This is a genomic window from Nocardia harenae NBRC 108248 (assembly GCF_001612885.1).
Taxonomy (GTDB): Bacteria; Actinomycetota; Actinomycetes; order Mycobacteriales; family Mycobacteriaceae; genus Nocardia; species Nocardia harenae.
In genome coordinates this window covers 423,464-445,032 of sequence record NZ_BDBH01000007.1, presented here as the reverse complement: position 1 = coordinate 445,032, position 21,569 = coordinate 423,464, and the positions used below count along the sequence as shown (strand labels likewise).

The window sequence follows — 21,569 nt, the reverse complement described above, 5'->3', positions numbered from 1 at the left end:
AAGTGTCCGTGCTTGACCGCGTGACAGCCTACCGGCGGCCGGGGGCCGAAACGATCCGGAGTGAGATTCGCCGCAGGTTCCCGGTTCACCGGACGGAAAGTGTTGCCATGCGCAATAATTCGCGGCTTCTCCGGGTGACGGCGGCGGCTCGGGTGGAGAACCGCAGGTCAGTGAGGGTGTTCTAGAGATACGAGGTGTCGTTGACCAGCCGGACCGAGGCGCCGCCGTCGGGGTAGAACTCGGCTATCGAGAGCGCGGCGAGGTCGAGGTGCAGGCGGTAGAGGAGGGCGGGGCCGACATCGAGCGCCAGTTGCAGCAGGGTCTTGATCGGGGTCACGTGGCTGACGACGAGGACGGTGCGCTCCGGGAAGCGGGCGAGGAGCTCGTCGCGGACACGCTCGATTCTGGTGCGGACCGCGGCGAAGCTCTCGCCGCCCGGCGGCGGGAGGGCGGGGTCGCCGAGCCAGGCTTCGTGCGCCTCGGGGTCGCGGGTGGCGGCTTCGGTGAAGGTGAGCCCCTCCCAGGTGCCGAAATCCGTCTCGATCAGGTCGTCGAGGATCTCGGGCTGGAGGCCGATGGCCTGCGCGGCGGCCGTCGCGGTGGCGTGGGCGCGGGCCAGCGGTGAGCAGACGACGGCGTCGATACCGCCCCTGGTGGCGAGCATTTTCGCGGCGCGTTCCGCCTGCTCTCGGCCGACCTCGTCCAGGGGCGGGTTGCCGCGGCCGGAGTAGCGGCGTTCGACCGAGAGGGCGGTGCGGCCGTGGCGCAGGAGCAGCAGGCGCGTCGGCGCACCTCGCGCGCCGGTCCAGCCCGGTGCCCGGTCGCGTGCGGTGGCCGCGGCGTCGCTCGGCGCCGTCCGGCCCGCGACGGGCGCGTCGGCGGCCTTCGCGCGCGCGGGCCGCGTGCCCGCGTCCCCGGCGAGCGGGGGGACTTCGGCGCCGGCGGCGGCGTCCATGGCCTCGTTCGCGAGGCGGTCGGCGTGGCTGTTGCGGGCGCGGGGGATCCAGGTGAAGGTCACCGCGTCGAACTCGGCGACGAGGCCGCGCGCCTCCTCGGCCAGCGGGATCATGGCCGCGTGCTTGACCTTCCAGCGCCCGGAGAGCTGCTCGATCACGAGCTTCGAGTCCATCCGGACCTCGACCCTGGCGGCCCCGAGCTCGACCGCCGCCGCCAGACCGGCGATCAGCCCGCGGTACTCGGCGACATTGTTCGTGGCGACCCCGATGCCGGCCCGCCGCTCGGCGAGCACCTCGGCGTGCGCCGCGTCGAAGACCACCGCGCCGTACCCGGCCGGCCCCGGATTGCCGCGCGACCCGCCGTCCGCCTCGACGATCACCGTGTCCGGCCGGGCGCTCACAGCCCCGATTCCCTGGTGCGCACCAGGATCGCCCCGCACTCGGGACAGCGAAGCACCACCTCCGGCTCGGTCTTCGCGATCCGCGCGATCTCCCCGCGGTCCAGCTCGATCCGGCAGGCCCCGCACCGCCTGGCCTGCAGCAGCGCCGCGCCGACGCCGTGCGCCGCGCGCTGCTTGTCGTAGAGCGCGAGCAGCTCGGCGGGGAACTCCCCGACCAGCCCGGCCCGGTCGTTCTCGCACCGATTCTGCGCCACGTCCAGATCGGCGACCGCCTCGTCGCGCAGCCGCTGCGCGTCGGTCAGGTCCTGCTCGGCCTTGCTCAGCCTGGCGCCCGCGTGGTCGTGGTCGGCCGCCGACGCCTCGCGCCGCTCCATCACCTCGAGCAGGTCGTCCTCCAGCGCGCCGCGGCGCCGCTCCAGGCTGGCCAGCTCGTGCTCGAGGTCGGTGAGCTGCTTCGCCTGCACCGCGCCGGAGGTGAGCATGCCGCGGTCGCGCTCCTCGCGCTTGCGCACCGCCTCCACCTCGCCCTCCAGCTTGCGGATGTCGCGATCCAGGTCGTCGATCTCGATCTCGACCTTGACCGCGGCGTCCTTCTGGGTGTTGCGCTCCGCCTCCAGCCGGGCCACCTCCTGCTGCTCGGGCAGCACCGTCCGCCGGTGCGCGATCCGCGTCAGCTCGGCATCGGCGGCCGCGAGCCGGAGCAGCGCGGCCTGGATCGATGGTTCGACATTCACTGCGGGCAGACTCCTGGGGTACGGGGATGGTGGCACGAGCCGGTCCACCACCGTACCGCGCAGCGGGCCGCCTACTCGGCGGGCCTGGTCTTGATGGCGTCGCGCGAGATGAAGACGTCGAACTCGCCCGGCGTCGCGATCACCGCGTTGCCGTAGGCGGAGCGCACGAAGGGCTCGGTGTACCAGCGGCCCTCGTCCATGTCCTGGAAGAAGTCGCGGTCCTCGCCGTTCAGGAAGATGTGGTTCTGCGCGGTGGCGACGCCGTCGAGCCGCTGGCCGTAGAGCCTGGTCACCTTGTACCCGGAGTGGAAGCCGAGCGCGTTCACCCACGGCTCCAGCTCGACGATATTGGCCTGCAGCACCCAGAGGTCGCCCTCCACCTGGTAGGTGTCGGTGCGCTCCTCGTGCTGCTCGTCGCCGAAGAGCGTGACCCTGACCTCCATCCGATGCTCCTGCCCGGCAACGGGGGTGGCGACCACGTGCGCGGCCTTCACCTCGCCTGCCAGTCCGAGGTAGGTCTGCACCAGGGTGACCACCCAGAGCAGCAGCAGGGCGGCGACGAGCAGCACGACGCCGCTCGTGCCGCGGCCGAGTAGGGCACGCAGCCCGAACGCGCGCATGCGGACCAACGCCGAAACCAGCAGTGCCACGCCGACGACGATCGCGATGATCAGCCCGACCTGCAGCACCCCGAAATCCACCGGGTAACTCATGCCGTGGTTATACCCCTGCCGGAGCGGGAATCTCGGGCGAATCGGGTACGGAACCGAGCCGTCACCTCCGCGTGACGCGCCGTTCGCCGGTCAGTGCCCGCAGCCGACGGTCCACGGGTCGGTGCGCAGCGCCGAGACGTGCGTGATCAGCTCCGGCAGCTCCCGCCGGACCAGCGCCGCGGCCTGTGCGCACCAGGGGAATTCGGTGGCCCAGTGCGCGGCGTCGACCAGGGCGGGGCCACCGGCGCGCAGGTGCTCGTCGGCGGGGTGGTGGCGCAGGTCGGCGGTGAGGTAGGCGTCCACCCCGCTGCGTGCGACCGTGCCGAGGAAGGAATCGCCGGCGCCGCCGCAGACCGCGACCGTTTCCAGCACGCGCTCCGGGTCGCCCGCGGCGCGGACGCCCCACGCCGTGGCGGGGAGCGCGGCGGCGGCGCGCGCGGTGAACGCGCGCAGGGTTTCCGGGGCCGGGAGGGTGCCGATGCGGCCGAGGCCGGTGCCCGCCGGGAGCGCGGCCCTGGTGCTGATGTGGAAGGCGGGTTCCTCGTACGGGTGCGCGGCGCGCAGCGCGGCGAGGACCGCTCGGCGGCGGTGCGGCGGGGCGATCACCTCGAGGCGGTCCTCGGGGACGCGGGTCAGCTCGCCCTTCGTGCCGATGGCCGGGTTCGCGTTGTCGGTCGGCCGGAACTGGCCGGTGGAGGGGGCGATCGAGGCGCAGTCGCGGTAGTCGCCGGTGCCGCCCGCGCCCGCGGCGAAGAGGGCGGCGGCGACGTCGTCGGTGTGCTCGCGGGGGATCTGGATGGTCCAGTTGTCCACCGGGGCGGCGTCCTGCGGGTTCAGCGGGCGGAGGTCGGTGAGGCCGATGGCCTGCGCGAGCGCGTCCGAGACGCCGGGCGCGGCGGAGTCGGCATTGGTGTGGGCGGTGAAGAGGGCGCAGCCCGCGCGGATGAGGCGGTGCAGCAGGGCGCCCTTCGGGGTGTCCGCGGCGACGGTGTCGACTCCGCGCAGCAGCAGGGGGTGGTGGGCGACCAGGGCCCCGGCGCCGGCGTCGATGGCCTCGGTGACCACGGCTTCGGTGGCGTCGACGGCGAAGTGCACGCGGTGCACGGGGTCGGCGGGGTCGCCGCAGACCAGGCCGACGGAGTCCCAGGACTCCGCCAGGGACGGGGGGTAGGCGGTCTCGAGGACCGCGATCAGGTCGGCCAGGGTGGTCATGGGCGGTGGCTCCGTCCTGCTGGTGCTCGGTGCTCGGGGGCGGTTCGGTTCGGAGTGCCGGAGCGCGGCGCCGCGTCGGACTCCGGTGCGCCGGACGCGGTGGCGCGGTCTCGCGCGGCAACGTCGGCGCACGCGTCGGTCCGGTCGCGGGCGGTGGCGCCTTCGCACCCCTCGGCGCCGACGTGCGCGGCGGGATCCTCGCGGGCGGTGGGCCGGTCGTGCGCGGCGGCGTGGTACCGGCGGATGGCGGTGGTCAGGGTCGCGACGGCGGGGGCGGCGCGGACGGCGACGCGGAGGTGGCCGGGGGTGAGGCCGGGGAAGGTGTCGGCGCGGCGGACGGCGATGCCGCGGGTGGCGAGGTGCTCGCGCAGCGGGGCGCCGTCCGGGGTCTCGAGCAGGAGGAAGGGGCCGGTGGCCGGGGTGTGCACGGTGAGGCCGGTGGCGCGCAGCTCGCTGATCATCGCCTCGCGTTCGGCGGCGATCTCTCGCGCTTCGCGCTCGGCCCAGGCGACGGCGGCCGGTTCGGCGGTAGCGGAGATGGCCTCGAGTTGCAGGGTGCCGAGCGGCCAGTGCGGGCGGCCGTGCGCCAATCGGGCGAGCAGCTCGGGGGCGCCGAGGAGGTAGCCGCAGCGGAGTCCGGCGAGGGCCCAGGTCTTGGTGAGGCTGCGCAGCACCAGCACGTCCGGTGCCGCGAGCCCGGCCAGTGACTCCGGTTCGCCGGGGACCGCGTCCAGGAATGCCTCGTCCACCACGAGCACCCGCCCCGGCCTGCGCAGGGCGTGCAGCGCGGCCGCGGGGTGCAGTACCGAGGTCGGGTTGGTGGGATTGCCGAGCACCACGAGGTCGGCGTCGTCCGGCACCGCGGCGGGGTCGAGGGAGTAGGGCGGCGGGAGCACGACCCGGCGCACCGGGACCCCGGCCTCGCGCAGCGCCAGCTCCGGCTCGGTGAAGGACGGGTGCAGCACCGCGGCAGCGCGCGACCCCAGCTTCGGCAGCAACGCGAACCCCTCGGCGGCGCCGCCGAGCAGCAGCACCTCCTCCGGGCTCCGGCCGTGCCGCGCGGCGACCGCCGCCCGCGCCCGGAACTCGTCGGACGCCGCCGGGTACCGAGCCAGATCGCCGAGCCGCGCCGCGAGCCGCTCCCGCAACCACGGCGGCGGCGCGCTCCCGCGCACGTTCACCGCGAAATCGAGCATGCCGGGGACCGCCTCCACGTCGCCGTGGTGCCGCAGCGCGGCGTGGTCGATGGTGTCCTCTGGCACGTCCGCACACCCTACGTGGCCGGGCACCGGCGGCCGCGGGGACAATGGCGGTGTGGGTGAGCTGCACGTCTCCTTCGTCTGTACCGGCGCCGAGCTCGGGGAGCCGCGCTGATGCGCCGCCTCTCCTTCCTGCTCCGGCCCAGCTGGCTCATCCTCGCCGCGCTGGTGGCCGGGTTCGCGTACCTGTGCTTCACCGTGCTCGCGCCGTGGCAGCTCGGCAAGAACACCAGCACCGAGCAGCGCAATCAGCTGATCACCGATTCGGTGCGCGCCGAGCCGGTGGATATCGGCGAGCTGCTCGCCGCGGACTCCGGGGTGCGGCCGGACGAGGTGGAGTGGCGGCGGGTCACCGCGTCCGGCGCCTACCTGCCGGACAGCACCGTGCTGGTCCGGCTGCGGCACCTGGACGGGGCGCCCGCGTACACCGTCCTCGGCGCCTTCCGGCTGGACGACGGGCGGGTGCTGCTCGTCGATCGCGGGCTGGTGAAGGCGGTGGACGGGTCGCGGCCGCCCGCCGTTCCCGAGCCGCCCGCCGGGAAGCAGCGGCTGGAAGCCCGGGTGCGGGACAGCGAGGGGGTGGCGCCGGATCGGGCGCCGTCGGTGCAGGACGGGTTCCGGCAGGTGTACTCCATCGATACCGCGCAGGGGGCGGAGGTGCTCGGGGTGCCGATCACCAGCGTGCCCACCGGGGGGCGAGGTGGGTATCTCCAGGTGGACGAAGGGCAGGCGGGGGTTTTCACGCCGAGCCCATTGCCGCAGCTCGATTCCGGGCCGTACCTGTCCTACGGGCTGCAGTGGTTGGCGTTCGGGGTGATGGCGCCGCTCGGGCTCGGGTACTTCGCGTACGCCGAGATTCGCGCCAGGCGGGCCGAGAAGTCCGTGTCTGCCCCGGCGACGGAGGTCTCCGGACCGGAGCCCGTCTCGACCGAGCAGCGGCTGGCCGACCGCTACGGCCGCTCGCGCTGACCTGTATCGCCCGCTCCGCGCTCGACTCGATGCCTTGCCGACGAGGCGGGCTTCCGCTCGATTCGGTGCACGAGCCAGGGTGCCCCTCGACGCGAGGCAGCGAAGGTCGGCCGACGGCTTATCGCCGCTTCCTCGAGGTGACACTCGACACACCCACCACGAGCAGCGCCCCGAGCTGAACCAGCTCGGAGAGCACCACGGCCCGGCGGAGGTCGGCGCCCCCGGGGGAGCGGCCGTCGCCGAGCACGGGTCGGGGCTCGGTGCCGTGCGGGTAGCGGGTCGGCCCGCCGAGCCGGATCCCGAGGGCCCCGGCGGCGGCGGCCTCGGCGACCCCGGCATTGGGGCTGGGGTGCGCCCGTGCATCCCGGCGCCAGGCGGCGAGCGCGCCGGAGGCACTGCCGCCGATGAGGGGGGCGAGCGCGACGGTGAGAGCTCCGGTGAGGCGGGCGGGGACGAGGTTGGCGATGTCGTCGAGGCGGGCGGCGGCCCAGCCGAAGCGCAGGTAGCGCGGGTTCCGGTAGCCGATCATGGCGTCGAGGGTGTTCACCGCCCGGTACCCGAGCAGCCCGGGCACGCCGGCCACGGCGCCCCAGAAGAGCGGGGCGACGGTCGCGTCCGAGGTGTTCTCGGCGATGGATTCCAGCGCCGCCCGCGCCAGCCCGTCGGCATCGAGGTACGCGGGGTCGCGCCCGCAGAGCGCGGGCAGCAGCGCCCGCGCGCCCGCGATATCCCCGGACTCCAGCGCATCCGCCATCCGCCGCCCGGTCCGCGCCAGGCTGGTGCCGCCGAGCACGGTCCACGTGGCGAGCGCGACAGCGGGCCACCCGCCCCGGCCCGTGACCCGGCCGAGCGCGAGCACCGAACCGACCGCGACCACCTCGTGCACCGCCCCGGCCACCCGCCGGTCGCGATACATCACCCGCTCCAGCGCGGCCGCCCCGGCCCCGAACCCCGCCACCGGATGCCACCGCCGCGGATCACCGAGCGCCCGATCCAGGGCGAAACCGAGCGCGAGGCCGAGGGTCGTTGACACCCGGCGAGACTATCCGGTGCTGTCACACTCGAGGCGGCCCCATCGTCCACCCGATGACGGCCCGATGACGAACGGCGGATGGCGATGACCGACGGCACCACCGCGCTGGCGCGCGAATTCGAGGAACACCGGCCCTACCTGCGCCGCCTCGCCTACAGCACGCTCGGCAGCCTCGCCGACGCCGACGACGTGGTGCAGGAGGCGTGGCTGCGGCTGCAGCGGCACACCGAGTCCGGCGGCGCCCCGATCGACAACCTGCGCGCCTGGCTCAGCACCGTCACCGGCCGGCTCGCGCTGGACCACCTCGGCTCGGCCCGCATGCGCCGCGAGCAGTACGTCGGCGAGTGGCTCCCCGAGCCGGAGGTCACCGTATCCACCGACCCCGCCGACCGCGTCACCCAGGACGAACGGGTGACGACGGCGCTGCTGGTGGTGCTGGAATCGCTCTCCCCCGCCGAACGCACCGCCTTCGTGCTGCAGGACGTCTTCGGCATGAGCGGCCCGGAGGTGGCCGACGTGGTCGGCCGCACCCCGGCCGCGGTCAGGCAGCTCGCCTCGCGCGCCCGCAAACGGGTACAGGACGGCACCCCGCGCTTCCCCGCCTCGCCGGACGAGCACGAGAAGGTCGTCTCCGCCTTCGCGCTGGCCTGGCGCTCCGGCGACATCGCCGCGCTGCTCGGCGTGCTGGACGAGAAGGTCAGCCTGACCGCCGACGGCGGCGGCAAGGTGCCCGCCATCCGCAGGCCGGTGGCAGGCGCCGAGCTGGTCGCCAAGCTGCTGGTCGGCTGGTACCACGCCCCGGCCGCCAGGCACGGCTGGGGCCGATCGGTGCTGGTCAACGGCGAGCCGGGGCTGCTGCTCTTCGACGGCAACCACGCCAGCGTCTGCGCCTTCACCGTGGACGCGGGCCGGATCACCGCCATCCACGTGGTCCGCAACCCGGACAAGCTGCACGACCTGCCCGCCGCCGAGCCGGACTGGTACCTCACCGACCCGGAGTGATCAGCCCAGGTCCGGCGCGCCGACCGGAATGCCGTGCGCCGCGCCGACCTCCGGCGAGAAGAGCGTGCCGTTCGCCACGGTGAGCCCGGCGACCAGCCCGCGGTCGGCCCGGCAGGCGGCCCGCACCCCGCGGTCGGCGATGGTGAGCACCGAGGGCAGCGTGGCATTGGTGAGCGCGACGGTGGCGGTGTGCGGCACCGCGCCCGGCATATTGGCGACGCAGTAGAAGAGCGCGTCCGCCACCCGGAAGGTCGGGGCGGCGTGCGTGGTCGGGTGCGAGTCGGCGAAGCAGCCGCCCTGGTCGATGGCGATGTCCACCAGCACGGCGCCGGGTCGCATGCGCGCGACCAGCTCGGTGGAGACCAGCTTCGGCGCCCGCGCGCCGGGCACGAGCACCGAGCCGATCACCAGGTCGGCGCCGCGCACCGCCCGCTCGACCTCGGTGTTGTTGGAGGCGACGGTGACGATCCGGCTGCCGAAGCGCACCTCCAGCTCGCGCAGCCTGGCCTGGTTGGTGTCGAGCACCGTCACCTGTGCGCCCATTCCGGCGGCGACCTCGGCCGCGCAGGCGCCCGCCACCCCGCCGCCGAGCACCACCACCTCGCACGGCCGCACCCCCGGCACCCCGCCGGGCAGCACCCCGGCCCCGCCCATCGGCGCCATCAGGTGGTACGCACCGACCTGCGCCGCCAGCTTGCCCGCCACCTCGCTCATGGGCGCGAGCAGCGGGAGCGAGCCGTCCGGGGCACGCACCGTCTCGTAGGCGAGCGCGGTGCTGCCGGAGCGCAGCAGCGCCTCGGTGCAGGCCCGGGAGGCGGCCAGGTGCAGGAAGGTGAACAGCACCTGCCCCTTCCGCAGCCGCGGATACTCCGCCGCGATCGGCTCCTTCACCTTGAGCACCAGCTCCGCCGCGCCCCAGAGCTCGTCCGGGTCCGGCACCGACACCGCACCCGACCCGGTGTAGTCGTCGTCCCCGAACCCCGACCCCACCCCCGCGCCCCGCTCCACCAGCACCTCGTGCCCGTGCCGGACCAGCTCGGCCGCGCCCGCCGGGGTCAGCGCCACCCGGAACTCCTGTTCCTTGATCTCCCGCGGTACTCCGATGCGCATGGGCCCATCCTTGCCCACAGCGGACGGCTCCGCGGTCCGCCGCGCCGAGGGCACCGCCGCCCTCGCCGAGCGCCGTGGCGATCTCCTCCTCGGGATCGAAGCCGGGCAGGGTCGGCATCCCCCGATGGACAGCCGGTGATCCGCGTCGAACATTCACTCGCACAACGGCCGCGTCGACCGGTCGTCAGAACTTCCGGCGGAAGTCGTCTTCCATTCACCTTGAAGTCGCCTGGATATTGGTGCACAGTCGAAGCGGAGAAGCCGTGTCTCCCTGGTGGTTCGTTCGCCGGACGAGGGATCGAGAGGGGTTCAGATGGCAGGCAGTGTCGAGGTCGATCCGGACGGTCTACAGCGGGCGGCGACCCAGATCGGCAATCTCGGGGAGCAGCTGCAGACGCTCGCCGATCGCGCTCGCGCCGCGCTCGCACCGGCTTCGGTGGCGTGGGGCGACGACAAGTTCGGCGCTCGATTCGCCCTGGGCGACCAGGGTTTCGCGCTCGGCGGGGAGAGCACCGCGATCAGCACCCGCAATCTCGCCGAGACGCTCGCCGAGGTCTCGGACGGGCAGGCTCAGGCCGCGGCGACGCTGCGCAACAACGAGCAGGCGTCCGCCGAGAGCTTCTGAGCGGAAGCCGATGCCGAACGAGAACGCCGAGGCGATGACGGCGGGCCTACTCGCCGACTTCCGCTCCAGGATGGCCGCTATCGCGCAGGCGCAGCAGCGTCGCGCCCAGCTCACCGCCACGGCGACCGCCCGCGGCAAACGGGTTTCGGTCACGGTGAACGCCGACGGCGTCGTCATCGACGTCACGTTCTCCGCGCATGTCGACGATCTCCGCTACGACGAGATCGCCAAGGCGGTGGTCGCGGCCGGCCAGGAGGCGGCGGCCGAGGTCGCCCGCGAGGCACGGGAACTTGCCGTACCGTTGCTCGACGAGCGTGCCCGGCTGCCCAAGTTCTCCGAGATCGTGGACGGGATGCCGGATTTCGCCGGCGAGATCCCGGTCGCCCCGTCCCCCCCGACCACCCCGCCGAACTCGGCGGACCGCATCGCTGCCGAGCAGGACGCGGCGGCAACCGGCTACGCCGAGCTCGAGGACTCCCGGCCGGGCGGCGGGGTCTCCGAGTCCGGCTGGTGATCGGCGGACCGCGGCGCCATGGCCCTGTATCTCCCCCGGTGGCTGGAATGGCTGGAATGGGTCGCGGGTAGCGACTGGCCGCACGGCAACGAGGACTCCATGTGGGAGATGTCGCGCGAGCTTCGCGCCATCGGCGCGGATGTCGAACAGCTGCTCGACGACCTGGACACCGCCACCCGCACCACGCTCGCCGTGTACCCGGCGGGCGAGGGCCGGGACCAGATGTCCGACTTCCTCGATCAGCTGCGGTCCGGCGACGGCTCGCTGGTGAAGCTGGCCGAGAACTTCACGGCGCTGGCCGATTCCGCCGACGAGATGGGCGATCAGCTCCAGGCCGCCAAACTCAATGTGATCTCCGGGCTGGTGCTGCTCGCCGCCGAACTGGCCTACGCGGCCTTCCTCGGCCCCGGCGCGCCGTTCGCCCAGGCCGGGGCCATCGCGGCCGCCCAGGCCGCATTCCGCTGGCTCGGCATGCGGCTGCTCGGGTTCATCGAGCGCGTGGTCGGCCGGCTGATCGCCAACCAGGTCGCGCGCACCATCACCACCCGGATGGTCTACGAGATCACCCAGGAGGCGATCGTCGAGGCGTTGCAGGGCGCCGCGCAGGAACTCTCGGTGCAAGCGATCCAGGTCACGGGCGGGCACAAGGACGGGTTCGACTGGGGCGCCGTCGGGCTCAATGCCGGGATCTCCGCCGTCGCCGGTGGCGCAGGCGGGGCGGGCGGCAGTGTGCTCAACCACGCGCTACCGACCGGGCTGCCCGGGGTGTTCCGCGGCGCGCTCACCGGCGCCGGGGCGGGGGCCATCGGCGCGGGCGCGGCCTACGGGGCTACCGGATTGTTCACCGGGAACTGGGAATTCGATCCGCGCATGCTGACCGGCGGGGTGATCGGCGGGATCGGGCCGAGCGCGGTGTACGGGGCGCGCGGGATGTCGGACCTGTCCGGGGCGCCCATGCCCGCGGGTGGGATTCCGCCGGGCACACCGGGGAGTGGGGATGGAACTACCGCCGCGCCGGGTGATTCGTCGCCCGGCATGTCGCCCGCGTCCGGGCAGACGCCGGCCGGTGCCGCCCCGGTGGCGGAACCCGCTGCCGCGGCCGCGGAGTCGGATACCCCGGCCGGTGGGGTGGGTGGCGGGTCGCGCGGGGATCGCGGAGAGGTCGACGCCGGTTCGGCGGATGAATCGCCGTCCGAGACGAGGGCCGGAGGTACCGCGTCCGGGAGCGCGGGCGGAAGCCCCGGCGGAAGCACGGATTTCGGCGCCGGGCACGACGGCGCGGGCGATTCCGGCGCCGGCCGGGACGGTACGGCGGATTCCGGTTCCCGGACCGATGGGCGCAGCGAATCACCCTCCACGGACGTTGATTCCGGCACACAGCACGACCTCGGAGGTGACGTCGGCGCGCAGGCCGCGAACGGAGACAGCGGCCGAACCGACTCCGGCACCCAGGCCACCGACGGGGACACCGGCGTGCGGCATGACGGTGCGGGCGATTCCGGCGCCCGGCATGCGGAGAACGGCGGCGAAGCCAGGGCGGACGGGGATTCCGGTGGGCGCGGTGACAGTGGCGTGCGCGGCGCCGACCCGGATCGGGCAGCACCCGGCGACGACGGCAGCATGCGGGCCGCGCAGCCGGACGCCGCCGGCTCGTCCACGCGCGACGGAGCCACTGGCACGACCGCGCCGCCTGCCGCAGGACCGGCGCCGTCGACCGCGGGCCGAACCGCCGGACCGGCGACGACCGCGAGCCCGACCGCCGGACCGGCGACGAGCCCGACGACTGGAACGACGACAAACGCGAGCCCAACCGCCGGACCCGCGACGACCGCGAGCCCAACCGCCGGACCGGCGACGAGCCCGACGACTGGAACGACGACAAACGCGAGCCCAACCGCCGGACCCGCGACGACCGCGAGCCCAACCGCCGGACCCGCGACGACCCCGACGACTGGAACGACGACAAACGCGGCGAACGCGAGCCCGACCGCGGCAGCGAATCCGGCATCCGGGCACACGACGAATCCCGGCTCCGCACCCGACCAGCAGAATCCAGCCACCGCGGCACAGCCGACGACGAACCGCCCGGCCGCCGGACTCCCCGGCACCCCCGGCCCCACCACCCCGCACTCCCGCGCGGGCGCGGCCCCGGCCGACCTCCCGTTCACCCCGATCGACGCCGCCCCCACCGGCCACGAAGCTCCCCAGCAGGTCCGGCACCTGGAAACGACGGACATCGCCGTGACCCCCATCCTGACTCCCGACCCCGGCACGCGCCCCGGCCCCGGCACACCTCCGCGCACCACCAGCACCGCGGGCAACGGCGACGGCAGCGTCCCCCGGCCCGCCACTCCGGACGACGACAGCCGGCAACCGGGCAACTGCGCCGCCGACGCGCTCTCCGTCGCCGCCACCCGCACGCCGCGGGGCACCGTCACCATCCCGGACGAAGCGGGCCCCCGCGGCATCACCGCCGAGGCCATGGAGGAGCACGCGGGCACCCGTCTCCGCGAAGCCACCTCGCACGACCAGGTGATCGCCGACCTGCACGCCCTCGGCGACGGCGCCACCGTCATCGTGGTCGACGAATACCCCGGCCCCGCGAACAGCTACGACGTCGGCGCACACGCCTACGTCCTCACCCTGGACAACGGCACCGTCACCGTGCACGACGACGCGCTACCGGGCGGCTCCCTGCCACTGTCGGAGTGGAGAGCGGCACAACCTGTCTCGCGCATCCTCGCGCTCTCCTACGATGCCGATGGCACCCCGTCGCACCCGGTCACGACCCATCCGCACGAGGTCGGCCCGCTGGCCAGGATCGGCGAGCCACCTCCCGCCGCCGGGGTGGTGGAGTCCGTCGGCGAGGCGCACGGCTCGGCCCGGGTGGGTGATCCGCTCACCGATGCCGACATCCTCGCCCGTGTCGTCCCCGACCTGCGCCTGATCACGCCGGGCGACATCATCTGGAACCGCACCGACGGTGTCTTCGAGCTTTCCGGCGGCGAGCCGCGCCGGACCATCCGGTTGCGGGCGGGCCAGGTACCGGCGAACCACCTGGCCACCTTCACCGCCCGCCCGGACGGCTCCGGCTACGACATCACCCTCTCCCCCGGCACCAGGGACGGCGATGTCACCCGGGTGGTGGCGAACGCGCTGGCCGAGATCCAGCTGGCCGAGCGCGGCTCCGGTCCGAGCCCGGCCGGGCGCTTCGCCGAACTCAGGGTGCTGGCCACCGGTGTCGATCGCGCGCTGGCCGACCCGACCCAGGCCGGCCAGCTCGCCCCGCGCCGGCGGACGCTGGCCGAGCTGGCCGCGCAGCTGGACTCGGACGGCGCGCTGCCGGACGCCGATCCCGCACTGGCACAACGACTCCGATTGGAGCAGCTGGATGCCCTCGGTGCCCGTCCGCAGTTCTCCCCTACGCTCACCGACGCCGATTTCGACGCCGCGGTGGCGGAGCATCTGGCCCGGCTGGAGCAGCACCTCACCGGCGAGCACGCGGATTCGCTGCGCGCCGCCGAGCAACTCGGGCTGGCCGGGCGGATGCACGAGGAGCTGGCCCGCCGCGTGTTCGACCCGGTCTTCGATCCCGCGACGGCGACCGCGCGTAAACCCATCCGGGCCGCGCTGGACGACCTGCTCGGCCCGATCACCGAGGCGATCAACGCGCCCGGCCTCGACCCGGCCCGACGCGCGGCGGCGCTGCACGCGGCCATCGACGGGCTGGCGAACTCCGAGGTCGCTGCCCCCGCGCTGCGCGCGGCGCTCGATGTGGACGCCATGCACCGGGCGGCGGACGCCTTCGCCGCGGCGCCGGCCCGGATCGGCGCGGAGCTGGACCGCTCGACCGGAACTGTCCGGCTGGAGCAGGACCTGCCCGGGCTGCCGCGCGGCACCGAGCTCACCGTCACCGACCTGCTGCACCTGATCGACGAGGCCAACCGTGGCGCGGTCGCCAACGGCATCGACGTGGATTATGTGCTGATAATCCACGATGCGATCGGCGATCGCGCGACGCTGCAAGTCCTCTCCCGGCCGCAGCCGCAGCACCGGCTGCCGCTGGAGCAGAACCTGCGGCACACCGACGGTGCCCCCTTCACCCGGCGACCGCTGCCGTCGGCGCGGCCCGCGGCGGAGGGCGCGCACACCGTCGACGTCGGAGTGGGGCGCAGCGCCTTCGCCGCCGAGATGACCCCGGACGTCGACCGCTCCGGTGGCGGCGTGGTGATCCAGACCGAGCTCACCAGCGACTACGCGAACGCCGGGCAGCGCCGCCGCGACCTCGGCGTCCTGGATCCGGGCGCCCTGCCGGTGCCAGGCGCGGTGACGGTGTACGCGGACCTGCTCGGCGGGGGCGGCTTCCTGAACGCGGGCCGGAACGGCGGCGTCGGCCGGATCTTCGTCAACAACGTCAGCGCGCACTTCAGCGAGGCCGACTACGACGCGCTGGCCCGCAGCCTGCCGGCCGCGCTCGCCCCCGGCGCCAGGATCGACGTGCAGTGGGACATGAAGTCCGAGCGCGCAGACGGCACCGGCCATCCGAGCGACCGCGGCCACATCCGGGCCGACCTGCTGCTGGACGCCATCCGCCGGGTGCATCCGCCCGCCGTCGCGGAGGCCTTCCGGATTGTGGAGAGCCAGGTCTTCGCGCATCCGGGCAACGAGAACTACCTCTACTCCATCGACGCGGGCGTGCGGAATGTCATGAACGCCGCCGCTATGGCCCGCTTCGCCCCGCCAATCCCGGATCACCGTATGGTGATCGGCTACGAGCCGGGCGGCACCGCCACCGCGGATCTGGATCCCGGTGCCGCCGAGTTGGTGCAGGGCAGCGAATTCCGCAGGGCGGTCAGGGCGGCCGCCCGAGTGGCGAGCGAGGGAACCGGGCGCGGCGTACTGGAGGAGATCCAGCAGTTCACCCTGCAACGCGTGCTGTCGCGGATCTTCACCCAGAACCCCGATGTCTGGGTTCTCAAGGGCGGCCAGGGCATGCTGACGCGGATCCCCGGCGGCAGGCCGAGCACCGATATCGACCTCGTCCGGATCGACGGGGCGGACCGCGACGCGATGATCCGCGACTACGAGGCAGCGCTGGCCACCGAGCACGGTGACCACCTGCGCTTCGTCTTCGAGTCCGCGCAGGATCTGGATACCGCGGGCGTCCGGCTCTTCCACCGGGCGTACCTCGGTGCGGCCGAGGTCATGCGGCTCGGCATCGACCTCAACCCCGAACGCGCGCACCCGATTACCGGTGAGCCGTTCCCCATGCACCGTCCTCCCGAGATGATCGACTTCCCGCAGCAGATTCTGTGGACCGACCGGATGCCACCCGCTCCCCGGATACCGGTCCTCTCCGTCGAGGACACGCTGGCACACAAGATCGCCGGTATGTACACCTACGGCTACCGCACCGAGGAGACGAAGTGCGACGACTGCGTGCTCAACCCAGCGGTCGGGCTGTTCGACTGCCAGAAGGCGGGCAGCGAGCTACCGTATCGACCCCAGGACATGGCCGATGTCCTGCTGCTGGCCCAGCACGCGCGGTTCGACGGCGCCGCCGTGCAGGAGATTCTCCGCAGGGAGCTCGCCTGGCGGCGGGAGCAGAACGCCACCGTGGACGTCCCCGGGCGGTTCGAGCTACCGAACCCGAGCTGGGCCACGTGGTTCGCGCAGCACCTGCGGACCACCGACGCGCTCCCCTTCGGTACGTTGCAGGAGGCGCTGCCGCTCGCCGACCGTTTCCTGTCTCCGCTCTTCGCGGCCACAACCCTCGACGCGCAGTGGGATCCAGGTTCGCGGCGGTGGGTTCCGGTGGGCGAGGTCGCCGCGGTGCCGATACGACAGGCGCCGGGCGCGCACACCGGCACACCGGTTCCCGGCACAGGCACCGGCCCCCGCGCTCCGACGGAACCAGAGGGGGTACGCCGCATCGAGGGCACGGGTCGCGCACCGGAGTCGACGGTTTTCGCGACACCGGAGCGCATCTCCGACTGGGAACGCCTGGCCCGCGGGCCACGGCGGGAGGACACCGTCGGTGGCATCCTCGACCGGATCCTCGCGTCGGCCGGGCTCACCGTCGAGAACCGGGTCTATGCGCTGCACCGCGCATTGAACGCCTTCGCCGACCAGCCGGAGACCATCACCGGGATGGACGATCGGCACCTCCGCTTCTACGTCCACCAGAGCGGCGAAGAATACATCCACGCACTGGCGCTGATCGTCGATCCATCGACCACGCTGGAGATCGCCTACCAGCCGTTGCGCGCGTACACCGCCACCGCGGCCGACGCTCATCAGTCGCACATCGCGTACCTGGGCGACCTGCCGCCGGGGATGACGGCCGCCGAGGCCAACGCCGTCGCCTTCGCGCGCTGGGTGCGGGGCGCACCGATCGACGGCATCTCGGCGCCGCACCTGATTCGGGAACTGCTCGAACTGCACGCCCGCCCGTTCAGCTCGGCGTTGACGATCCGCGAACGGCTGATCAGCGACTACGGGATCGAGCCGCACCGGGTACGCATCGTGGAGGCGCCCGATGGCCGAGATCCGGTCTACACGGGGTCACGATGGCTGCGTGCCCACCTGTTCACCCTCGGTCCGCTGCGCGACCACCCGATCGAGACCCGCGCGGCGATCGTCGATGCGCTGCTCGGCGAGGGACCGGTCGCACAGGACCGCGTCGCGCGGGTGGACGCGACGGTCCGCGGGTTGCTCGACAGACACGAGACCGCCGGGCGGCCGCTGAAGTACACGCTGCTCTGGGTACGGGACACCCGCCCCTTCGGCAGCCGAGGCGCCGAGCTCGATACCCGGCCGGGATATATCCGGCAGCTGATCGAGGAGCTCCGCGCCCATCAGCCCGATCGGCAACTCGTACTCATCGGCGACGACCTCTTCGCCGGCCGTGCGGAGCTGCGCGCGGCGTGGCGGCGTGCCGGAGTGCTGACCGGCGTCGATACCACCTCGCTGGTCGAGTTCTGGGCACCACACGGGCTGTCCCGCGCCGAACAGGCGCTGTTCTTCCACCGGCTCGGCACCGCCCGCGATGTGGTGCAGATCGGGATGGAGAGCGGTGCACTGGAAACCCAGACGGTGCTGGGGCTGCCGACCGTGTATCTCTCGGCCACCGAACACGGGGGCAACAAGGCGAATCGCTGGCTGCACTACTCCGAACCCTGGCAGTTCGGCCGAACCGCGCTCGCCGCCGACGAGTCCGGCGCGGCGCTCGACCCGGCGACAGGGCTGCCGGTGCGGACGTTCGAACGGATCGGCGAGCAGCTGCCGCCGCCACTGACCACGATCGAGCGGGTGCCGGTCGGCCCCGATCTGGCCGATCCGGTGAACCGGCGGGGACAGCCCGTCGCGGTGTACCGCCCCGCCAAGGTCTCGGTGCAGGCGAGCCGCATTCTGAGTCTGCTGGAGACCGGGCAGATCGACCGCTGGGCCGACCGGCTGGGCCGTTCGGCCGATGCCACGGCCGACCAGTGGACCTCGTGGACCGATCAGGACTGGGACACCAGCCGAACGTACGCCGGGCAACTGGCGTGGTGGCTGCATACCGAGGTATCCGAGCCGGAGTCGGCCGCGGCGAAATGGGATGCGGTGCGGCTCGCGCTCCGCGGCGTCGTCGAGCCGGGGTACGCCATCGACGAAACCGCGGTCACGGCAGCGGTGGTGCATCCGTACTTCACCCTGTACACCGACGAGGTGGCGCCCGCGCACATCACGCGGCCGCTCGCCGAGGCCTACGCCGCGCCACGCACGGAGCGGCCTGCCGCGGTGGCCGCCGCCCTGCGGCACCTGCTGGAGACAGCCGACGTCACCACTCGATCGGTCGCGGACCTCGCCGTGTTCACGCTGGACGGAGCCGAGCTCCGCCACCTGCGCGAGGCGATCGACCGGGTGGTGTCGCGCAACGGCATCCACCCGCCCGTGCCCTACGACGCGCCACCCGGCGGCTCCGCGTGGGATGCTCCCGGCGCCGCCACCCACTCCCGGCTTCCCGCACCGGACCGGCTGTGGGTCCCGCCGTACTACCGAACGGACATCCTGGGCGGCGACGGCTCCGGCGGCCACCGCTTCGGCACCGGCGCTCCCGGCAAGACCGAGTTCCCGCAGCGGTGGGACGACGCGACCGCACTCGCGCACATCCTGGATGTGGCCCGCAGCCCCGAGCGCGCCCTGTTCCAGGCCAACGGCTACTGGTACGTCATCGGCGTGCGGGACGGCGTCGTCCTCACCGTCATCGTCCGCCCCGACGGGCGGATCCGCGCCGCCTGGCCGGAGTCCGGCGACGGCGTCTTCCGCAATCCGGCTCAGTGATGCCTGGCGCGCCCCACGAGTTCGGCCGCGAGCTCCGCGGCGAGTTCGCCGGCCGGAGCCGGGCGCACGTCGGCGATGATGCGTTCGATGGCGGGGCGCACCTCGGCCACCTGCGCCGGGTACACGATCTCCGCGAAATCCCGCAGATTGCGCACCGACAGCGTCTCCGGACGCAGCCCCGGGAGGAAGTAGTCGACGAAATGTCTGCCGCCGGTCGGCAGGCCGTACTCCTCGGCGATGTCGAGGACATCCTCGTAGAACGGGCGCAGCCGCAGCAGGTCGCGCCGGACAGCGTCGCCGCAGACGCCGGCGATCTCCTCGCGTGGAGTCCACTCGGCGAGCAGATCGAGGATCGTCCGGTGTGCCGAGGTGACCGGAATCCCCTCGTACCGCACGATTTCGTGGGGGGTGACGGGTGCGGCGGTCACCGTCACGGTACGCGGCGACGGCCGTGCGGTCGCGGCGACGAAGCGGATGCCGGTCGCCGCCACAGCTCCGAGACCTATTACAGCGCAGGCAGATTGGTGCGAGAGCACCGCGTCGCGCTCCGCCGCCTCCGGGCGCTCCCAGCGGAAGCGTTCCGGGTCGAGCGCCAGCCACGCCGCGTACGGGTGGGCGTAGCGGTCACCGTACGAGGAGCCCGCGAGCCGATACACCGTCCAGTCGAGCTCCTCCAGCAGTCCGACGCTGCCGAACCGGGCGATGGCCGCGCCGTCCACCCCGAGCCGGGCCGCCTGCGCCGCGGTGATCAGCCCCTGCTGGCGTGCCGCGGCAGCGGACAACCAGCCGAATTGCTCTTCCCACACAGCGAACCTCCGCACCCGAGACAGCCGGAACGACTACGGTACCGGACGCCGCTCGCCCGGTTCCGGGGCGGACGATGGGGGTGGCACCATGGCGTAACCGGCGGAAGCCGGCAATCGAGCATCCGGAAGGAACCGATGACGGAGACACCCGACGGCTCGGAGATCGCCGCCCGGCGGGAGCTGGAGCGCGCGGCGGGCGTGCTGCGCGCGGAGTTGCTCGGGATCGCCGCCGAACTCGCCCCCGGCCGGCCCGCGGACGTCACCATGCTGCCGGAGCCCGCAGTACTGGAATGGCGGGAGCCGCTGCGGTACCACTACAGGGCCACCCTGCTGGTGCACGGCGGCGGAACCGGCGATCTGGACCGCGCTGCGGCGCTGTTGACCGCCGCCGGCTGGAAACTCACCCGCGTGGACGACGAGCTGACCGCGGTCCGCGCCGGCTTCCGGCTGCGGCTGCGCGCGCATCCGGACGGCGGCGGGCTCGGTATCAGCGGCGACACCCCCGGCTACGTGCTCTATGAGCGCGCGGGCGCGGCCCGGCCCGAGCCGGTGGTCACCGCCGCCACGCTGCGCACCGGCTACCTGCTCTGCTACGAGTGCGACGGGCTCGGCTGGTGCCCCGAGTGTTTCGGCCGGGGCTGGATCCTGGACGCCGAGCAGCGCCGCACCCGCTGCGTCGAGTGCAGGGGCGGGCGCACCTGCCCGATCTGCGCGGGCGCGGGGCAACTGGCGATCGCGGAGCTGAACAGCCGGGATCGGGCGCAGTACCCGGAACTGGACGAGGGCGGGAGCTGAGCCGTGGCACCACCGCTGGCCCGTACCAATGCCGAGGCGCGGCTCTACCTGCAGCTGACCCGGTGTCCCGAGTGCGCCGAGCCGAACGCCGAATTCCACGCCGCCGTCGTCGATCTGAACGGCACCCTGGTCACCCGCTACTCCGCCGTCTGCCCGCGCTGCGGCGCGCACCGGGTGCACGACTTCCGGCTGCCGGACCGGGTGTTGCCGCCCCCGCCCGCCCGGGAGGGCGTGCGTTTCGGCGGCGCGGAGCCCTCGCTGCTGCTCGACCCCGGCGTGTGGCTCTGGTACGCCGACGACCGCGCCGCCCTGGCCCGCGACAGCACCGACCCGGCCGCCGCGCGGCTGCTGCTCGCCACCGCCGTCGCCGCGATCGACGAGGTGCTGAAGTTCCTGCCGTCCGGCGCCGACGAGGTGCCGGAGGCGGCATTCGTCTCGCCGGAGGGGCGCTTCGTGCGGTCCGGCGACCCCGGCCGCTTCACCCGCGCGAACCTCACGGCCGAGCGCGATCGGCACCGCCGGTAGCCCAGGCGTCCACCGCGCCGTGCCCGCGCCGGAAGCGCTGTCCGGACCCCGGCTAGGTTCGGGGCATGAGAATCGAGATCGGCGGCCACGCCCCTGCCATCGATGAGCGCGCCTGGGTCGCGCCGACCGCGACCGTCATCGGCCGGGTGACGCTCGCCGCGGAGGTGAGCATCTGGTACGGCGCCGTGCTGCGCGCCGATCTGGAGACCATCACCATCGGGGCAGGCAGCAATATCCAGGACGGCTGCGTACTGCACTCCGACCCCGGCTTCCCGCTCACCGTCGGCAGCGGGGTCTCGGTGGGCCACAATGCCATCCTGCACGGCTGCACCGTGGCGGACGACGTGCTGGTCGGCATGGGCGCGACCGTTCTGAACGGCGCCGTGATCGGCGCGGGCAGCCTGATCGCGGCCAATGCCCTGATCCCGGAGGGCGCGCGGATCCCGCCCGGCTCCCTGGTCGCCGGGGTGCCCGGCAAGGTGCGGCGCGAACTCGGCGACGCCGAGCGCGACGGCATCAAGCTGAACGCCGCTGTGTATCTTCACAACACGGCCGCCCACCGGGGCGCGACACAATTGTGAGGGACAACA

At 73.5% G+C, this 21,569-nt stretch carries 15 protein-coding genes and 1 pseudogene; 8 read left to right on the top strand and 8 right to left on the bottom strand.

Going from position 1 to position 21,569, the window contains the following annotated elements:
- Nucleotides 1-181 precede the first annotated feature (181 nt).
- From NH2_RS17645 to cobC, 5 genes and pseudogenes are all read right to left on the bottom strand, one after another.
- Nucleotides 182-1,357, bottom strand: coding sequence for a bifunctional RNase H/acid phosphatase (locus tag NH2_RS17645; protein ID WP_067654992.1), 1,176 nt, complete (start codon nucleotides 1,355-1,357; stop codon nucleotides 182-184).
- The gene (locus NH2_RS17640; RefSeq protein WP_067654990.1) at nucleotides 1,354-2,091 is read right to left on the bottom strand and encodes a zinc ribbon domain-containing protein; all 738 of its coding nucleotides are present in this window, start codon (nucleotides 2,089-2,091) and stop codon (nucleotides 1,354-1,356) included. Before NH2_RS17640 ends, NH2_RS17645 begins: the two co-directional genes overlap by 4 nt.
- 71 nt (nucleotides 2,092-2,162) lie before the next feature.
- Complete coding sequence (locus NH2_RS17635; RefSeq protein ID WP_067654986.1) at nucleotides 2,163-2,804, bottom strand: hypothetical protein; 642 nt, start codon at nucleotides 2,802-2,804, stop codon at nucleotides 2,163-2,165.
- Between the two features lie 90 nt (nucleotides 2,805-2,894).
- Entirely contained in the window at nucleotides 2,895-4,016 is a 1,122-nt protein-coding gene (locus NH2_RS17630) for a Nif3-like dinuclear metal center hexameric protein (protein ID WP_067654983.1), read from the bottom strand.
- 239 nt (nucleotides 4,017-4,255) lie between these two features.
- Nucleotides 4,256-5,278: pseudogene (cobC, locus tag NH2_RS17625) on the bottom strand (Rv2231c family histidinol phosphate aminotransferase CobC); the annotation flags it as partial.
- Nucleotides 5,279-5,389: 111 nt separating this feature from the next.
- On the opposite strand from cobC, the gene NH2_RS17620 reads away from it, so the two are divergent.
- Nucleotides 5,390-6,244, top strand: a complete 855-nt coding sequence (locus tag NH2_RS17620; RefSeq protein WP_067654979.1) for an SURF1 family cytochrome oxidase biogenesis protein — start codon at nucleotides 5,390-5,392, stop codon at nucleotides 6,242-6,244.
- Between the two features lie 118 nt (nucleotides 6,245-6,362).
- On the opposite strand, the gene NH2_RS17615 is transcribed toward NH2_RS17620, so the two are convergent.
- Entirely contained in the window at nucleotides 6,363-7,277 is a 915-nt protein-coding gene (locus tag NH2_RS17615; protein ID WP_067654976.1) for a cobalamin biosynthesis protein, read from the bottom strand.
- Nucleotides 7,278-7,355: 78 nt separating this feature from the next.
- On the opposite strand from NH2_RS17615, the gene sigJ reads away from it, so the two are divergent.
- The gene (gene sigJ, locus NH2_RS17610) at nucleotides 7,356-8,279 is read left to right on the top strand and encodes an RNA polymerase sigma factor SigJ (protein WP_218021717.1); all 924 of its coding nucleotides are present in this window, start codon (nucleotides 7,356-7,358) and stop codon (nucleotides 8,277-8,279) included.
- On the opposite strand, the gene ald is transcribed toward sigJ, so the two are convergent.
- On the bottom strand, nucleotides 8,280-9,389 hold the full coding sequence (gene ald / locus NH2_RS17605) for an alanine dehydrogenase (protein ID WP_067654973.1): 1,110 nt from the start codon (nucleotides 9,387-9,389) through the stop codon (nucleotides 8,280-8,282).
- A 313-nt stretch (nucleotides 9,390-9,702) separates the two neighbouring features.
- Between ald and NH2_RS17600 the strand changes: the two genes are divergently transcribed.
- Genes NH2_RS17600 through NH2_RS17590 form a run of 3 tightly spaced genes read left to right on the top strand, consistent with a single transcriptional unit; the run spans nucleotide 9,703 to nucleotide 18,853 of the window.
- Nucleotides 9,703-10,014: a hypothetical protein gene (locus NH2_RS17600; protein ID WP_067654971.1), complete on the top strand. Its 312-nt coding sequence runs from the start codon at nucleotides 9,703-9,705 to the stop codon at nucleotides 10,012-10,014.
- Nucleotides 10,015-10,024: 10 nt separating this feature from the next.
- Nucleotides 10,025-10,528, top strand: a complete 504-nt coding sequence (locus tag NH2_RS17595; RefSeq protein WP_067654969.1) for a YbaB/EbfC family nucleoid-associated protein — start codon at nucleotides 10,025-10,027, stop codon at nucleotides 10,526-10,528.
- 18 nt (nucleotides 10,529-10,546) lie between these two features.
- Complete coding sequence (locus NH2_RS17590) at nucleotides 10,547-18,853, top strand: nucleotidyl transferase AbiEii/AbiGii toxin family protein (RefSeq protein ID WP_067654967.1); 8,307 nt, start codon at nucleotides 10,547-10,549, stop codon at nucleotides 18,851-18,853.
- On the opposite strand, the gene NH2_RS17585 is transcribed toward NH2_RS17590, so the two are convergent.
- Entirely contained in the window at nucleotides 18,847-19,659 is an 813-nt protein-coding gene (locus tag NH2_RS17585; protein ID WP_067654964.1) for a type IV toxin-antitoxin system AbiEi family antitoxin domain-containing protein, read from the bottom strand. The two genes, NH2_RS17590 and NH2_RS17585, sit on opposite strands and share 7 nt — an antisense overlap.
- Nucleotides 19,660-19,794: 135 nt before the next feature.
- Between NH2_RS17585 and NH2_RS28865 the strand changes: the two genes are divergently transcribed.
- The 3 genes from NH2_RS28865 (at nucleotide 19,795) to NH2_RS17570 (ending at nucleotide 21,560) form a co-directional block, all read left to right on the top strand.
- Nucleotides 19,795-20,454 (top strand): hypothetical protein, encoded by a 660-nt coding sequence (locus NH2_RS28865; RefSeq protein ID WP_067654961.1) that lies wholly within the window; start codon nucleotides 19,795-19,797, stop codon nucleotides 20,452-20,454.
- Between the two features lie 3 nt (nucleotides 20,455-20,457).
- Complete coding sequence (locus NH2_RS17575; RefSeq protein ID WP_067654958.1) at nucleotides 20,458-20,979, top strand: hypothetical protein; 522 nt, start codon at nucleotides 20,458-20,460, stop codon at nucleotides 20,977-20,979.
- Between the two features lie 65 nt (nucleotides 20,980-21,044).
- Entirely contained in the window at nucleotides 21,045-21,560 is a 516-nt protein-coding gene (locus tag NH2_RS17570; protein ID WP_067654955.1) for a gamma carbonic anhydrase family protein, read from the top strand.
- The last annotated feature ends 9 nt before the right edge of the window (nucleotides 21,561-21,569 follow it).

What these genes read in the sequence shown, in the direction of transcription:
- ald (WP_067654973.1), bottom strand. Translation starts at nt 9,389, where the DNA reads ATGCGCATCGGAGTACCGCGGGAGATCAAGGAACAGGAGTTCCGGGTG.
- sigJ (WP_218021717.1), top strand. Translation starts at nt 7,356, where the DNA reads ATGGCGATGACCGACGGCACCACCGCGCTGGCGCGCGAATTCGAGGAA.
- NH2_RS28865 (WP_067654961.1), top strand. Translation starts at nt 19,795, where the DNA reads ATGACGGAGACACCCGACGGCTCGGAGATCGCCGCCCGGCGGGAGCTG.
- NH2_RS17570 (WP_067654955.1), top strand. Translation starts at nt 21,045, where the DNA reads ATGAGAATCGAGATCGGCGGCCACGCCCCTGCCATCGATGAGCGCGCC.
- NH2_RS17635 (WP_067654986.1), bottom strand. Translation starts at nt 2,804, where the DNA reads ATGAGTTACCCGGTGGATTTCGGGGTGCTGCAGGTCGGGCTGATCATC.
- NH2_RS17590 (WP_067654967.1), top strand. Translation starts at nt 10,547, where the DNA reads ATGGCCCTGTATCTCCCCCGGTGGCTGGAATGGCTGGAATGGGTCGCG.
- NH2_RS17620 (WP_067654979.1), top strand. Translation starts at nt 5,390, where the DNA reads ATGCGCCGCCTCTCCTTCCTGCTCCGGCCCAGCTGGCTCATCCTCGCC.
- NH2_RS17600 (WP_067654971.1), top strand. Translation starts at nt 9,703, where the DNA reads ATGGCAGGCAGTGTCGAGGTCGATCCGGACGGTCTACAGCGGGCGGCG.
- NH2_RS17595 (WP_067654969.1), top strand. Translation starts at nt 10,025, where the DNA reads ATGCCGAACGAGAACGCCGAGGCGATGACGGCGGGCCTACTCGCCGAC.
- NH2_RS17630 (WP_067654983.1), bottom strand. Translation starts at nt 4,016, where the DNA reads ATGACCACCCTGGCCGACCTGATCGCGGTCCTCGAGACCGCCTACCCC.